Below are 13,156 nucleotides of genomic sequence, written 5' to 3'. Positions count from 1 at the left end.
CGATCCGGACGGAGGCCCCGCGAGAGGGACGCTCGACCTCCGGTCGGAGGCCTCGCGTGGGTGCGCTCAGCCTCCGGTCCGGAGGCTTCGCGACGAGCTCGCTCAGCCGAAGAGGTTCTTCCCGCAGACGGGCCACTGGCCGGCGCCCGAGCGGTTGTAGAGCATCTTGGCGCGGGCCGTCTGCTCGGCCGCGGACGCCTGCGACGGCAGGCCGGACCCGCCGACCGCTGCCCAGGTGCTCAGCGAGAACTGGTAGAGGCCGTAGTACTTGCCGCTGCTGGAGACCGAGCCGGGGTTGCCGCCCGACTCGCACGCGGCGAGCGCGGCCCAGTTGAGCGAGTCGGCGGACCCACCGGCCGTGACCGGGGACCCGGCAGCGACCGGTGCCTTGGCGACGGGCGCCTTGGCGACGACGGGTCGCGCCTTGCTGCCGACCCCGACCACCTCGGCGACCGGCGCCTGCGTGACGGTGTCGGAGACGGGCGTCCGCGCCGACTCGACGCCGTCGACCGTGGTCACGTGCTCGACGACGGTGCGCACCCCGGCGACACCGGCCGTGAGCACGCGCTTCTGACCGACGTAGCGCGTCGGCTCGGCCTGCTCGCTCGACGTGAAGGGGACCGCGACGGTCGAGGTGACGTCCTGCTCGACGACGCGGTTCACGACCACCTGGACGCGACCGGTGTCGGCGTGCCGCACCGAGACGAGGTCCAACGGCTGCAGCACGATCTTCTTCTCGGTGAGCACCTGCGCGACGGTCGTGTCGGCGTCCGGGACCGGGAGGGTCGTGCCGTCGACGAGCACCTCGGCCGGACCGGTCACGGTCAGGTCCAGGGGCAGCTCGGCGCGGTCGGCGGACCGGGACGCGATCAGGGCGACCGACTGGCCGCGGGACGCGAGGGTGTCCAGCGCGGCGTCGGCGGACAGGGCCGTCGTCCAGAGCGCGGTCCGCGTGCCGTCCACGTTCACCGTGATCCGGTGCGCGTGCCGCACGACGATCTCTGCGCCTTCGCTCAGCGAGCCGCTCGCGCTCACGTCGTCGCGGCTGCCGACGGTGACGTGCTGCCCGTCGAGCAGTCCGTCGACCGAGCCGGCGAACGTGGTGACCTTGTCGACCTTGCCGTCGACGTCCAGCGTCACGGTCTTCTGGGCGTGGGCGAAGGCCGCTGTGCCGCCCGCGAGGACGAGGGCGAGGGTCGCCGCCGAGATGGGAAGGACGCGAGTGCGCATCGACCGATGGCCCTTCGCGGTCGTGGTGTCGGGTGCCGTGCCGTCCGAAGGTGCCGAGGTGGCGTCGTCGTGAGGCTGCGCAGCGCGCGCGAAGGGGTTCAGGGTCGAGAACTGCACGAGGCTCCAGCCGTCGAGGTGCCCGGGCACGGGGTGCGGTCGTGCCGCGGTGCGACACCCGGCGGTGAACCCCTGGTGCGGGCTCGTGCAGACGCCTGGAGGGAGGCGTCAACCGTCGGTTCCGGATCCCCGATCCGGCCGTCACGGCGGCCCACCGGTGGCGGGCCCCGTCGGCTCCGGGAGGGCGGTCGACGGCCCACGTGGGCCGTTGTCCAGTTTCTCGGAGCGCCCCGACCGTAACCGTATCGTGATCAAAAAGCCAAGCCGCTGGGCGTCAGACCCAGGTGATCATGCGGATCTTCGGTGCATCGACCCACGTCAGAGCAGGTTCGGCAACAGACGAGGAGATTGTGTGAACGCAGGGCCGCACCAGCCGAAGTGGGTCAGTACCAACCCGACGACTGGTGCTTGGCGTAGGCCGCGCACGGGGTGCCGTACCGCCCCGCGATGTAGCCCAGACCCCACGTGATCTGGGTGGCCGGGTTGGTCTGCCAGTCGGCTCCTGCGGAGGCCATCTTGGACCCCGGGAGCGCCTGCGGGATGCCGTAGGCACCCGAGGACTGGTTGCCCGCGTTCACGCGCCAGCCGCTCTCGGCGTTCCACAGCGAGACCAGGCAGGCGAACTGGTCGTCGCCCCAGCCGCGGGCGGCCACCATGCCCTTGGCGATCTCCTGGGCGCTGCCGGGTGCCACGACCACGACGGCCGGGTCGGGCAGCTCCTGGGTGCCCACCTTGGTCACCTGCGTGACCGGGGCGACCGTGATCACCGACGAGATCGCCGTGCGGCCGGTGACCACTCCGCCGACCGTCTGCAGCTCGTACGTGGTGGTCCGGACGCCGGCCTTGCCCTTGGTCTCGATGACGGTGGTGCCCTTGATCGACTTCGGGTCGTCGACCTGCTGGGAGTCGAACGGCACGGCTTCGGTGACGGTCGCGCCACCGGTGCTCGCGCGGGTCACCAGGACCACCAGCCCGTCCACGGCGGTGGCGTCGAGCGGCACCGAGACCTGGTCGCCGTCGTCCAGCACGAGGCCGATGTCCTTGAGGGCGTCGCGGACGGTGGCGGCGCTGCTCACGCCGTCGATCACCTGCCCGTCGACCACGAGATGGATCGTCTTGAGCGTCGAGACGCGCAGCATGTCCCGGCCGAGCGACGCCGACCGCGACGCCGAGAGGCGCACCTCGTCGTCGTGCAGCCCGAGCGAGTCGACGGCCTCGCCCACGGTGAGCGCGGTGGTCCACACCTTGCGCTGGGCGCCGTCGACCTCGACGTCGACGTCGTGCCCGTGGCGGACCACGATCTGGTCGTCCGAGGAGATCGTCTCGTCGAGCGAGGGCGCGACCAGGTCGCGGGCGCCGACCGTGATGTTTCCGCTGGCCAGCACGTCGCCGACCGTCCGACCGAAGGCCTCGACGCGGACCGGGTGGCCGTCGACGTCGACCGTGACCTGCTTGTGCAGCACTGCGAACGCGCTGGTCACCCCGGCGACGACGGCGAGCACGGCGGCCTGGGCGACGAGCCGGCCGAGGCGTCCGCGAGGCACGATGCGACGGGTCGTCGCACGCTCCTCTGCGTCGCTCACGCGGTGGCTCCTCGGTCCTGGGGGCGGGGCTGGGGGCTGGGCACCGTCCTGGACGGCGGTCCGACCGTAACCGATCCGTGATGATCCCCGAAACCCGGCGTCCGAGTTGCGGTACCTGCGCTCCGGGCATTCGGGGACAAACGGGTCACCACGCGCCGTAGACCGCCGCCGACGTCGTCGCGACCGACGCGCAGACGTCCTCGAGCGCACGCCCGGTGACCTCGGCGACCGTACGCACGGTGCCGGGAAGGAGGTACGGCGCGTTCGGGCGACCGCGGAAGGGGTGCACGGTCAGGTACGGCGCATCGGTCTCCACGAGCAGCCGGGACGGCGGCACCTCACGCAGCGCCGTGCGCAGGTCCTCGTTCGGCCCGAACGAGACCGGCCCCGCGAACGACAGGTACCACCCCTGCGAGACCGCGAGCCGCGCCAGGTCGGCGTCCCCCGAGAAGCAGTGGAACACGGTGCGGTCCGGTGCTCCGTCGGCGAGCAGCACCTCGACCACCTCGTCGTGGGCGTCGCGGTCGTGGATCTGCAGCGCCAGGCCCAGCTCCTTGGCCAGGGCGATGTGCGCGCGGAACGCCTCCCGCTGGACCGCGCGACCCGCGGGTCCGGCTCGGAAGTGGTCCAGGCCCGTCTCGCCGATCGCGCGGATGCGGTCGTTCGCGCGCGCGACGGACGCGACGTGCGCCAGGGCGTCGTCGAGGCCGGTCTCGTGGGGCTCCTCGGGTTCGAGACCGTCGGCGGCGACCTCCCGGACGCCCGCGTGCCGTACGGCCTCGTTCGGGTGGATCGCCACCGCGCCGAGCAGCTGCGGGTGCGCGCGGACCACGGACGAGGTCCAGTCCACCGCCGCCAGGTCGCAGCCGACCTGGACCATCCGTTCGACGCCCACCGCGGCCGCCTGGTCCAGCTGCGCGCCCAGGTCGTCGGCCTGCTCCCACCCGTCGGCCCGCCACGTCAGCACCGAGTCGAGGTGGGTGTGGTTGTCGACGACGGCCAGCGGCAACGGCTCGGGGGGATCCGGCCAGCCCCTGGGCGCTCGGGACCGCGACATCAGCCCTGCCGCAGCCGGTCGAGCTCCTCCTCGACGATCGAGTCGTCGAGCTTGGTGAACACCGGGGACGGCTTGGCGACGGGTGTGCCGGGCACGAGCGGCTTCGACGCCCACGGCGCGACGGTCCGGCCGAGCTCGTAGTCGCCCGTGATGATCGGGTAGGCCCGCGAGGCGTCGTCCAGGTCGGTGACCTCGTCGATCCGTGGCAGCGGCGAGAAGACGCCCGTGCCGCCGAGCGTCTCGTGGACCGCCTGCGCCGAGTGCGGCAAGAACGGGGCGAGCAGCGTGTTGGCGTCGCTGACCGCCTGCGCAGCCGTGTGCAGCACGGTGCCCAGGCGGTCGCGGTCGGTGGTCAGCTTCCATGGCTCGGTCTCGGAGATGTACCGGTTGGCCTCCTGGACCACCCGCATCGCCTCGCCGATCGCGGCCTTGTTGCGGTGACCCTCGAGCAGCTCGCCGACGCGGCCGAAGCCCGCGGCCGTCGTCGCGAGAAGGGCACTGTCGACGGGCTGCAGGGGTCCGGCGGCAGGGATCCCGCCGAAGTTCTTGGCGATCATGCTGGCCGTGCGGTTGACCAGGTTGCCCCAGCCCGCCACCAGCTCGGTGTTGGTGCGGGTCTTGAAGTCCGCCCACGTGAAGTCCGAGTCCTGGTTCTCCGGCCCGTTGACGCTCAGGAAGTAGCGCAGCGCGTCCGGCTGGTAGCGCGACAGCACGTCACGGACGTAGATGACCACGCCGCGCGACGAGGAGAACTGCTTGCCCTCCATCGTGAGGAACTCGCTGGACACCACCTCGGTGGGCAGGTTGAGCGTCCCGAACACGCCGGGCGATCCTCCGCGCGTGCCGCCGCCGTCGTAGGCGAGCAGCTCCGCCGGCCAGATCTGCGAGTGGAACGTGATGTTGTCCTTGCCCATGAAGTAGTAGCTCAGGGCCGTCGGGTCGTTCCAGAACGGGCGCCAGGCGTCCGGGTCGCCGCTGCGGCGTGCCCATTCGATCGACGCCGACAGGTAGCCGATGACCGCGTCGAACCACACGTACAGGCGCTTGTTCGGGTTGGTCTCCCAGCCCTCCAGCGGCACCGGGATACCCCAGTCGATGTCCCGCGTCATGGCGCGCGGGCGAAGGTCGTCGATGAGGTTGAGCGAGAAGTTCAGGACGTTCGGGCGCCAGTCGGTGCGCGTGCGCAGCCACGCCTCGAGCGCGGACGCGAACGCCGGCAGGTCGAGGAAGAAGTGGGTGGACTCGACGAACTTGGGCGTCTCGCCGTTGATCCGGCTGTGCGGGTTGATCAGGTCGATGGCGTCGAGCTGGTTGCCGCAGTTGTCGCACTGGTCGCCGCGCGCGCCGTCGTAGCCGCAGATCGGGCAGGTGCCCTCGACGTACCTATCAGGCAGCGTCCGGCCGGTGCTCGGCGAGATGGCGCCCAGGGTCGACTGCTCGATCATGTAGCCGTTCTTGTGCACCGTGCGGAACATCTCCTGGACGACCGCGTAGTGGTTGCGCGTCGTCGTCCGCGTGAACAGGTCGTACGACAGCCCGAGGTTGGTCAGGTCCTCGACGATCACGCGGTTGTACCGGTCCGCCAGCTCCTGCGGGCCCACGCCCTCCTGCTCGGCCAGCACGAGGATCGGCGTCCCGTGCTCGTCGGTGCCGGAGACCATCAGCACCTCGTTGCCCGCCATCCGCATGTAGCGGCTGAAGATGTCGGAGGGGACACCGAAGCCGGCGACGTGACCGATGTGGCGGGGGCCGTTCGCGTAGGGCCACGCGACGGCAGACAGGATGCGGGACATGGGCCCGATCCTAGGTGAGCGGCTTTCAGCCGACGTCCACCCGCAGGATCCGGTCGTCGCCCGGCCGGGGGTTGCCGCGGCCGTCCGTGTTGTTGGTGAGCACCCACAGCGACCCGTCCGGCGCCACGGCAACGGTGCGCAGGCGGCCGTAGGTCCCGACGAGCAGGGCCTGCGGGGTCCCGACGCCGTCCGCGGTGAGCGGGACCCGCCAGAGCCGCTCGCCGCGCAGCGCCGCGAGGTACACGGCGTCGTGGGTGACCGCCAAGCCGCTCGGCGACGCCTCGTCCGTGTGCCACACCGCGACCGGCTGCACGAACCCGTCCCCGCGCCCCTCGACGGTGGGCCAGCCGTAGTTGCCGCCCGGGACGATGACGTTCAGCTCGTCCCACGCGTCCTGGCCGAACTCCGAGGCGAACATGCGGCCGTCCGCGGACCAGCCGAGCCCCTGCACGTTGCGGTGCCCGAGGCTCCACACCCGGCTGCCCGGTGTGGGGTTGCCCGGGGCCGGGTCACCGTCGAACGTGACCCGCAGGATCTTGCCGTTCAGGCTGGCGGGGTCCTGCGCGTCCGGCCGGGTTCCCGCGTCACCGGTGCTCACGTACAGGTCGCCGTCGGGGCCCACCGCGAGCCGGCCGCCGTCGTGGTTGCCGGCCTTGTGGATCCCCGTGACGATCGGCGTGAGCGGTCCGAGGTCGTGCCCGGAGAGGGTTCCGCGCAAGACGCGGTTGTCGTCGGCGGTCGTCGCGTAGAACGCGAGATCGGCACCGTCCGCAGACGAGCCGAGCACCGCGACGCCGAGCAGCCCGCCCTCACCGGCGGGCCGGACCTCGGTGGTCAGCTGGTCGGCACCCGGCCCCGTCACGTCCGTCACGCCGCCCTCGGCGTCCACCAGGACCGCCCGGGCGGCGCCGCGCAGCGTCACCACGGCCTGGCCGTCGGGCAGGAACGCGAGGCCCCAGGGGACGTCCAGGCCGGTGACGAGATCCGTGGCCGTGACACCGACGGCGGGTGCCGCGCTCGGTCGCGGCACGTCCGTGGCCGTGCAGCCCGCGAGCAGCAGCACGGCGACGGCGACGAGCACCCCGCGACGAGCCATCCCTCAGCCCAGCACGGTCCGAACCGTGGCGCTAGCCCGGGACGCTCGTGAGCCGGTCCAGCTCGGCGTAGGCGCCGCCCGCCGCGACGACTCGGCGTGCGACCCGATCTCCACCAGCCGCCCGGCCCGCATGAAGGCGATGCGGTCGGCGCCGCGGATGGTGGACAGGCGGTGGGCGACGACGAACGTGGTCCGGCCGGCCATGAGCCGGCCGAGGGCCTCCTGGACCAGCCGCTCCGACGACGTGTCGAGCGCCGACGTCGCCTCGTCGAGGACCAAGATGCGCGGGTCGCGCACCAGGGCACGGGCGATGGCCAGCCGCTGTCGCTGGCCCCCGGACAGGCGCGCGCCGCGCTCGCCGATGACCGCGTCCAGACCGCCCATCTGCTCGACGAACTCGAGCGCGTTGGCGTCGCGCAGCGCGTCGCGGACGGCGTCGTCGGTGAGGTCCGGGCTGCCGTAGGTGACGTTGTCGCGCACGGTCCCCTCGAACAGCAGGGACTCCTGCGGGACCACCGCGAGCGAACGCCGGTACGAGCGCAGGTCGAGGTCGGCCATGTCCCGGCCGTCGAGCAGGATCCGGCCCAGCGACGGGGTCAGGAAGCCGATCACCATGTTGAGCACGGTCGACTTGCCCGAGCCCGACGGGCCCACCAGCGCGATGGTCTCCCCCGCCCGCACGTGCAGGTCCAGCCCGTCGACGGCGACCTCGTCCGGGGCGTCGTCGTAGACGTACCGCACCGACTCGAAGTCGACGTCGCCGTGCACGTGCTCGACGGTTGCCTTGCCGGCGTTGCGCTCGAGGTCGGGCTCGGTGAGCACCTCGGACATCGACCGCACGGACTCCAGGCCCTTGGTGATCACCGGCGCCAGGCTCATCAGCGCGGTGACCGACGCGGTCAGCGCGACGAAGTAGCTGCTCAGCATGGTCACGTCGCCCGCGGACATGCCCCACAGCCCGGTCCACGCCACCCACGCGGCACCGATCAGGCAGGCGACCGAGAGCAGCTGCATCGCGGTCCACGACATCGCACCGAACCGGCCGTTGGTCACGTCGAGGCGGATGCCGGCGTCGCGCACGTCGCCGAGCGTGGCGTCCATGCGGTCCAGCTCGTCGCGCTCCAGGGCGTGCGCGCGGGTGATGGGGATCAGGTGCGTCATCTCGCTGACGCGCGCCGACATCCGCTCCACCTGGACGCGGAAGTCGGCGTTGCGGGCCGTCATCCGGCGGCGCATCGAGACGACGAGGGCCGCGCTGGCCGGCACGGCCAGCGCGAAGACCGGCAGGAACTCGGGCACGCGGAAAGCCGTGATGACCAGCGCGCCGACGAGGGTCGTGATCGCACCCATGCCCGAGTCGAACGCCTGTCGGCTGCTCTCCACCACGTTCTCGACGTCGCGGACGATCTTGGCCTGCAGCACCCCGGCGCTGACCCGACGGTGGTAGCCGATCGACAGCTCCTGCAGCCGGCGGCTCAGCGACATCCGCAGGTTGGTCTCCACGGTGCGCACCGCCACCGACAGGTAGCGGACGTACACCTGCGCGAGCGGCACGTTCTGGGCGATGACCAACGTCATCAGCGCGGCAGCGATCCACAGCTGACGCAGCGGCTGGTGCTGGACCACGACGTCGATCACGTTGGCGGTCAGCGCGGGGATCACCCAGATCGGCGAGTGCTTGGCCGCGAACGCGAGCCCCGCGACGACCATCCGGCGACGCTGAGGCCGGAAGAGGTGCCCGAGCGTGCGCACGGGGTGCGCGCCGTCGAAGGTCTCCTCGAGCGGCGTCTGGGGTGCGGTCACGGCCCCCATCGTAACGATTCGATGCGCCTGATCCAGGCCCCGTCCATCCGTGCCGGAGCACCCGATCAGCGCGGCGCCGGCCCGAATCCCGCCGCCGGCCCGCCCCCCGTCTCGACCGCCCAGCCGCCGAGAACGGCACTGTGACACGAGACCGGCAAGGTGAACTGCCGTTCTCGTGTCACAGTGCCGTTCTCGACCGTGTTGGAGGAGGCAGCGGTGGGGGTCAGCGCGACTTCGCGGCCAGGGCGGCGGCGTAGAGGTCGCGCTTCGGGACGCCCGCCGCGGCGGCGACCTCGGCCACCGCATCCTTCAGGCGTTCGCCGGCGTCGGCCCGGGACAGGACCTCCGCGACGAGGTCGGCTGTGGACAGCTCGACCGCACCCGAGGCACCACCGACCACCACCACGATCTCGCCGCGCACCTGGTCAGCCCGGGCCCACTCCAGGAGGTCCGACAACGGCCCGCGTCGGATCTCCTCGTAGGTCTTGGTCAGCTCGCGGCACACGGCGGCCGGGCGTTCCGCGCCGAACGCCGACACCATCGCCGCGAGCGTGTCGTCCAGGCGGTGCGGGGCCTCGAAGAAGATCATCGTGCGGCGCTCGTCGGCGAGGAGCCTCGAACGCACGGGACCGCTCGCCCGGCCTGCGCGGCGGGAAGCCCTCGAAGCAGAAGCGATCGGTGGGCAGCCCGGACAGCGCGAGCGCGGTGAGCACCGCGCTCGGCCCCGGCGCGGCCGTGACGGGCAGGCCCGCGGCGACGGCGGCGGTGACCACGCGGAAGCCGGGGTCGGAGACGGCCGGCATACCGGCATCGGTGACGACGACGACCGTGCCGCCGCCCGCGACGACCGCCAGCAGCTCGACGGACGACGACGTCTCGTTGTGCTCGTGGTGGCTGACCACCCGCCCACCGATCACGACGCCGAGCCGCGCGGCGAGCGCGCGCAGGCGGCGGGTGTCCTCGGCGGCGACCACGTCGGCCTGCTCGAGCAGCCGGCGCAGGTGCGCGGAGGCGTCCTCGGCGTTTCCGATGGGGGTCGCCGCCAGCACGAGCCGGCCTGGGGCTGGAGCATCCACGCGGTCAGCCTGCCACCTGCCGCCGCGGGCGTTGCACCCGGCCATAGGCGCCGCCCCTACGATGTCGGGCGTGCCGCCCACCGAAGACGACGCCGCGACGCCGTCACCCGACGCCGACGCGTCCTGGGTCGCGCCCATCGCGCCGCCGAGCGGACCGCAGGAGGACGCCCGCGACGCCCTTCCGGTGGGCCTGCGCGGCACGCCGTCGACCGGCGCGTCCAGCGGCTCGGCGGACCCGGCCTCGGACGACCACGCCCGCACCGCGACCGTCGTCGCGACCCTGGACCCCCCCGAGCGCACGGACGACGACACGGACGAGGAGCCCGAGCCGAACCGCCCGCGACTGCTCCGGCTGCTGCTCGGCACGGACACCCTCACCCTCAACGACGCACCCCGTGCGCGCCTGATGGGCTGGGTCTGGCCGATCGCCGTGACGGTGTTCGCAGGTCTGATCCGGTTCTGGGACCTCGGCCGCCCGCACCGGCTCGTGTTCGACGAGACCTACTACGTCAAGGACGCCTGGTCGCTGCTGGTCAACGGCTACGAGGCCAACTGGACGGACAACCCCAACCCGGCGTTCGAGGCCGGCAACGTCAGCGGGCTGGGCACCACCGGCGAGTACGTGGTGCACCCGCAGGTCGGCAAGTGGCTGATCGCGCTGGGCATCCACTTCGGTGGCGGGATCGAGAGCTCGACCGCGTGGCGGCTGTCGGCGGCGATCTGCGGCACGCTCGCCGTGCTCATGGTCGCGCGCATCGGGCGCCGGCTGCTGGCGTCGACCGCGCTGGGGACGGTGGCCGGCCTGCTGCTGGCCGTCGACGGCGAGGCGATCGTGCTGTCGCGGGTGTCGCTGCTGGACCCCTTCCTCATGTTCTTCATGCTCGCGGCGTTCGGGGCGCTGCTCCTGGACCGCGACCAGGCCCGGCGACGGCTCGCGGACCGGACCGCGACGCTCCTGGACGGCGCGCGGGAGATCGGCTGGGGTCCCGGCCTCGGGGTGCGCTGGTGGCGGCTGGCGGCGGCGGTGCTGCTCGGTCTGGGGCTGGGCACCAAGTGGTCGGCGATGTACTTCCTGGCCGTGTTCGGGCTGCTCAGCGTGGCCTGGGACGTCACCGCACGACGCACCGCGGGCGTCCGGCAGTGGGTCTGGGCGGGCATCGTCAAGGACGGGCTCGTCGCGGGCGTCTCGATGGTGTTCATCGCGCTCGCCGTCTACGTGGGCAGCTGGTGGACGTGGTTCACGCACCCGCAGTCCTACGGGCACGAGTGGGCCGCGCAGCACCCCGGCGAGGGCGTGCAGTGGCTCCCGCCCGTGCTGCGGTCGTTCCTGTACTACCACCAGCAGATGTGGGCGTTCCACAACGGCCTCGACACGCCGCACGCGTACGCGGCGCACCCGCTCGGATGGATCGTGCAGTGGCGGCCGACGTCGATGTTCTACCCCACCGAGATCTCGCACCTGACCGGTCAGCAGGCGCAGGACGCGTGCGGGGCGTCGGCCTGCTCGCAGGCGATCACCGCACTGGGCAACCCGATCCTGTGGTGGTGCGCGACCGCCGCGATCCTGGTCGCGCTCGTCTGGCTCATCCGCTACCGCGACTGGCGGGCCGGCGCCGTCCTGTCCGGCATCGTCGCGGGCTGGCTGCCCTGGTTCGCCTACCAGCACCGCACGATCTTCACGTTCTACTCGATCGTGTTCACGCCGTGGATCGTGCTGACCCTGACCTACGCGATAGGTCTGGTGGTCGGCCCGAAGGACCTGGAACCCGTCGGGCGACGGCGGGCGATCATCGGCAGCGGGATCCTCGTCGGGCTGATCGTGCTGGTCGGGGCGTTCTTCTACCCGATCTGGTCCGCGTGGGTGATCCCGTACAAGTTCTGGCACCTCCACATGTGGCTGCGCACCTGGATCTGAGCGGCCAGATCTGACCTACCAGTCCACCTGCGGGCTGCGGTACCAGGACAGACCCAGCCGGTCCCAGAACGGTCCCTGGTCGACGATCCGTGCGCGGAAGTCGTCCCAGTCGCGATCCTCGGGAACCGTCCACGCGACCTCGGCGATCGCCGCGAGGCGCGGCAGCAGCATGGACGTCAGGGCGTGCAGGTCGCGCAACGTCTCGGTCCAGATCGCCGCCTCGACGCCGATCACGGACTCCGCCGGAACGCCCGGGATGAGCGTCGACGGCTCCCACTCGTAGGCGTCGCGCAGCTCGATGTGCCCGGCCCACTCCAGGCCGAGGACGGTGTCGGCGTCGTACTTCATGTCCAGGTAGGCGTGCTTGCCCGGCGACATCAGGAAGAGGGCCCCCGCCTGCGCGGCCGCGGCGAAGGGCTCGGGCTCGACGCGCGTGTCCCAGTACTGCACGACCGTGCCCGGCTCGAGCGGCGTGTGCGCGATCTCCTGCCACCCGACCACCTTCTTGCCGGCCGCGCGGACCGCCGCGGACGCCGCCGCGACGAGCGTCGCGTACTCCTGCGGCTCCATGGTCAGCACCTCGTCGCCACCGATGTGCACGTACTCGCCGGGGGTCATCGCGGCGACGTCGGCGAACACCTCCCGCAGGAAGTCGCCCGTCGCGGGCAGGTCCGCGTACAGCCGGCTGAAGCCCACCTCGATGCCCGTGTAGGCGTCGGTCGGCTCGCCGCTCGGGGTGAGGTTCCCGTACGCGTGCGTCGCGGCGTTGACGTGACCCGGGACGTCGATCTCCGGCACGACACGCACCCCGCGCGCCGACGCGAACGCGACGATGTCCGCGTAGTCGTCGGCCGAGTAGTACCCGCCCGGGTCCCCGTTGACCGAGGTGCTGCTGGACAGGCGCGTCAGCTGCGGGCGCGAGCGGACCTGCAGGCGCCACCCCTGGTCGTCCGAGAGGTGCAGGTGCAGCACGTTGAGCTTGTAGTGGGCCATCAGCCCGATGAGCACCTTGAGGTCGCGCTTGGCGACGAAGTGCCGCGCGACGTCGATGGACAGCCCGCGCCAGCGGTAGCGCGGCGCGTCCTCGACGATGACCGACGGGACCCGCAACGAACCGTCCGGCGCGGCGGTCAGCAGCTGGCGCAGCGTGACGATCGCGCGGACCAGCCCGGCCGGCGACTTCGCCACGAGCTCGACGCGTCCGGCCGTCGACACGAGCCTGTACGACTCGTCGGCGTCGCCCTCGGCAGCGGTGAGCCGCAACCGCACCACGTCGGGGGCGTCGGAGTCGGCGTACCGGACCTCGATCGACCGGCCGGTGACCCGTCCGAGCAGGTCGGCCGCGAGCACCGCGATCCCGATCAGGTCGGGCCGACCGTCGACCACGACGGTGGTCGACTCGGAGATCACGAACGGCTCGTCACCCGTCGCCTCCAGGCGTGCGGGCTTCGGGATGACTGCGGGGACGGCGGGCACGAGGCTCCTG

Annotated in this window: 8 protein-coding genes and 1 pseudogene; 1 reads left to right on the top strand and 8 read right to left on the bottom strand. The window is 72.2% G+C overall.

The window, feature by feature from the left end; translation table 11 throughout:
* Positions 1 to 102 precede the first annotated feature (102 nt).
* The 7 genes and pseudogenes from AC38ZX_RS03405 to rsmI all read right to left on the bottom strand — a co-directional run bounded on the left by AC38ZX_RS03405 (position 103) and on the right by rsmI (position 9,800).
* Positions 103 to 1,377, bottom strand: coding sequence for a resuscitation-promoting factor (locus AC38ZX_RS03405; protein WP_426594459.1), 1,275 nt, complete (start codon positions 1,375 to 1,377; stop codon positions 103 to 105).
* Between the two features lie 353 nt (positions 1,378 to 1,730).
* Complete coding sequence (locus AC38ZX_RS03400; protein ID WP_426594458.1) at positions 1,731 to 2,930, bottom strand: resuscitation-promoting factor; 1,200 nt, start codon at positions 2,928 to 2,930, stop codon at positions 1,731 to 1,733.
* A gap of 145 nt (positions 2,931 to 3,075) precedes the next feature.
* Positions 3,076 to 3,987 (bottom strand): TatD family hydrolase, encoded by a 912-nt coding sequence (locus tag AC38ZX_RS03395; protein WP_491296342.1) that lies wholly within the window; start codon positions 3,985 to 3,987, stop codon positions 3,076 to 3,078.
* Positions 3,987 to 5,780 (bottom strand): methionine--tRNA ligase, encoded by a 1,794-nt coding sequence (gene metG, locus AC38ZX_RS03390; protein WP_491296341.1) that lies wholly within the window; start codon positions 5,778 to 5,780, stop codon positions 3,987 to 3,989. Before metG ends, AC38ZX_RS03395 begins: the two co-directional genes overlap by 1 nt.
* A gap of 25 nt (positions 5,781 to 5,805) precedes the next feature.
* Positions 5,806 to 6,876 carry a PQQ-dependent sugar dehydrogenase gene (locus AC38ZX_RS03385; protein WP_491296340.1) on the bottom strand — a complete coding sequence of 357 codons (1,071 nt, stop codon included), beginning with the start codon at positions 6,874 to 6,876 and terminating at the stop codon, positions 5,806 to 5,808.
* 3 nt (positions 6,877 to 6,879) lie between these two features.
* Positions 6,880 to 8,688: an ABC transporter ATP-binding protein gene (locus AC38ZX_RS03380; protein WP_491296339.1), complete on the bottom strand. Its 1,809-nt coding sequence runs from the start codon at positions 8,686 to 8,688 to the stop codon at positions 6,880 to 6,882.
* A 214-nt stretch (positions 8,689 to 8,902) separates the two neighbouring features.
* Positions 8,903 to 9,800 (bottom strand): annotated as a pseudogene (rsmI, locus tag AC38ZX_RS03375) (16S rRNA (cytidine(1402)-2'-O)-methyltransferase).
* Positions 9,801 to 9,816: 16 nt separating this feature from the next.
* Between rsmI and AC38ZX_RS03370 the strand changes: the two are divergent.
* Entirely contained in the window at positions 9,817 to 11,670 is a 1,854-nt protein-coding gene (locus AC38ZX_RS03370; protein WP_491296337.1) for a dolichyl-phosphate-mannose--protein mannosyltransferase, read from the top strand.
* Positions 11,671 to 11,685: 15 nt separating this feature from the next.
* Here the strand turns inward: AC38ZX_RS03370 and AC38ZX_RS03365 are convergent, their stop codons facing one another.
* Complete coding sequence (locus AC38ZX_RS03365) at positions 11,686 to 13,146, bottom strand: beta-N-acetylhexosaminidase (protein ID WP_491296336.1); 1,461 nt, start codon at positions 13,144 to 13,146, stop codon at positions 11,686 to 11,688.
* Between the last annotated feature and the right edge of the window lie 10 nt (positions 13,147 to 13,156).

This window comes from Cellulomonas sp. McL0606 (genome assembly GCF_058248365.1).
The sequence above is the reverse complement of the archived record's forward strand: the minus strand, read 5'-3'. Positions and strand labels throughout refer to the sequence as shown.

Coding starts and splice junctions, on each gene's coding strand:
- AC38ZX_RS03395 (WP_491296342.1), bottom strand. CDS start 3,987: ATGTCGCGGTCCCGAGCGCCCAGGGGCTGGCCGGATCCCCCCGAGCCG.
- metG (WP_491296341.1), bottom strand. CDS start 5,780: ATGTCCCGCATCCTGTCTGCCGTCGCGTGGCCCTACGCGAACGGCCCC.
- AC38ZX_RS03385 (WP_491296340.1), bottom strand. CDS start 6,876: ATGGCTCGTCGCGGGGTGCTCGTCGCCGTCGCCGTGCTGCTGCTCGCG.
- AC38ZX_RS03380 (WP_491296339.1), bottom strand. CDS start 8,688: ATGGGGGCCGTGACCGCACCCCAGACGCCGCTCGAGGAGACCTTCGAC.
- AC38ZX_RS03370 (WP_491296337.1), top strand. CDS start 9,817: ATGTCGGGCGTGCCGCCCACCGAAGACGACGCCGCGACGCCGTCACCC.